Here is a 250-nt window from a genome sequence, read left to right as displayed (position 1 = left end):
CAGGCCTTTCCCGTGGATGACCTGCACACCGGCGTCGGGCGTGGACGTGGGGACGGGCGGCGCAGCCGGGACCTGGACGGGCCCAAGGGCAGGTACAAGGGCGGGCGGAGGCCGCCGGATGACAGCATCGGCGACGACAAGAGCGGCGGCGTCAGTGTGCGCAGGGAGCCGTCCGGCGATACGGGCTGCACCTTCCCCCGTCGAAACCAGCAAAGCCGCCAGTGCGGGATGCCGTCCAGCGAGCTGTCCA

Annotated in this window: 1 protein-coding gene; it reads left to right on the top strand. The window is 71.6% G+C overall.

The genetic code is table 11. The features are described 5' to 3' along the window. Positions 1–12: 12 nt before the first annotated feature. The coding region (locus R0J87_RS22985; RefSeq protein WP_498889250.1) for a hypothetical protein at positions 13–250 on the top strand (238 nt) is incomplete at its 3' end.

It is taken from the genome of Halomonas sp. SIMBA_159 (assembly GCF_046536035.1).
GTDB classification, from domain to species: domain Bacteria; phylum Pseudomonadota; class Gammaproteobacteria; order Pseudomonadales; family Halomonadaceae; genus Vreelandella; species Vreelandella venusta_A.
This window is presented reverse-complemented; position numbering and strand designations above follow the sequence as displayed.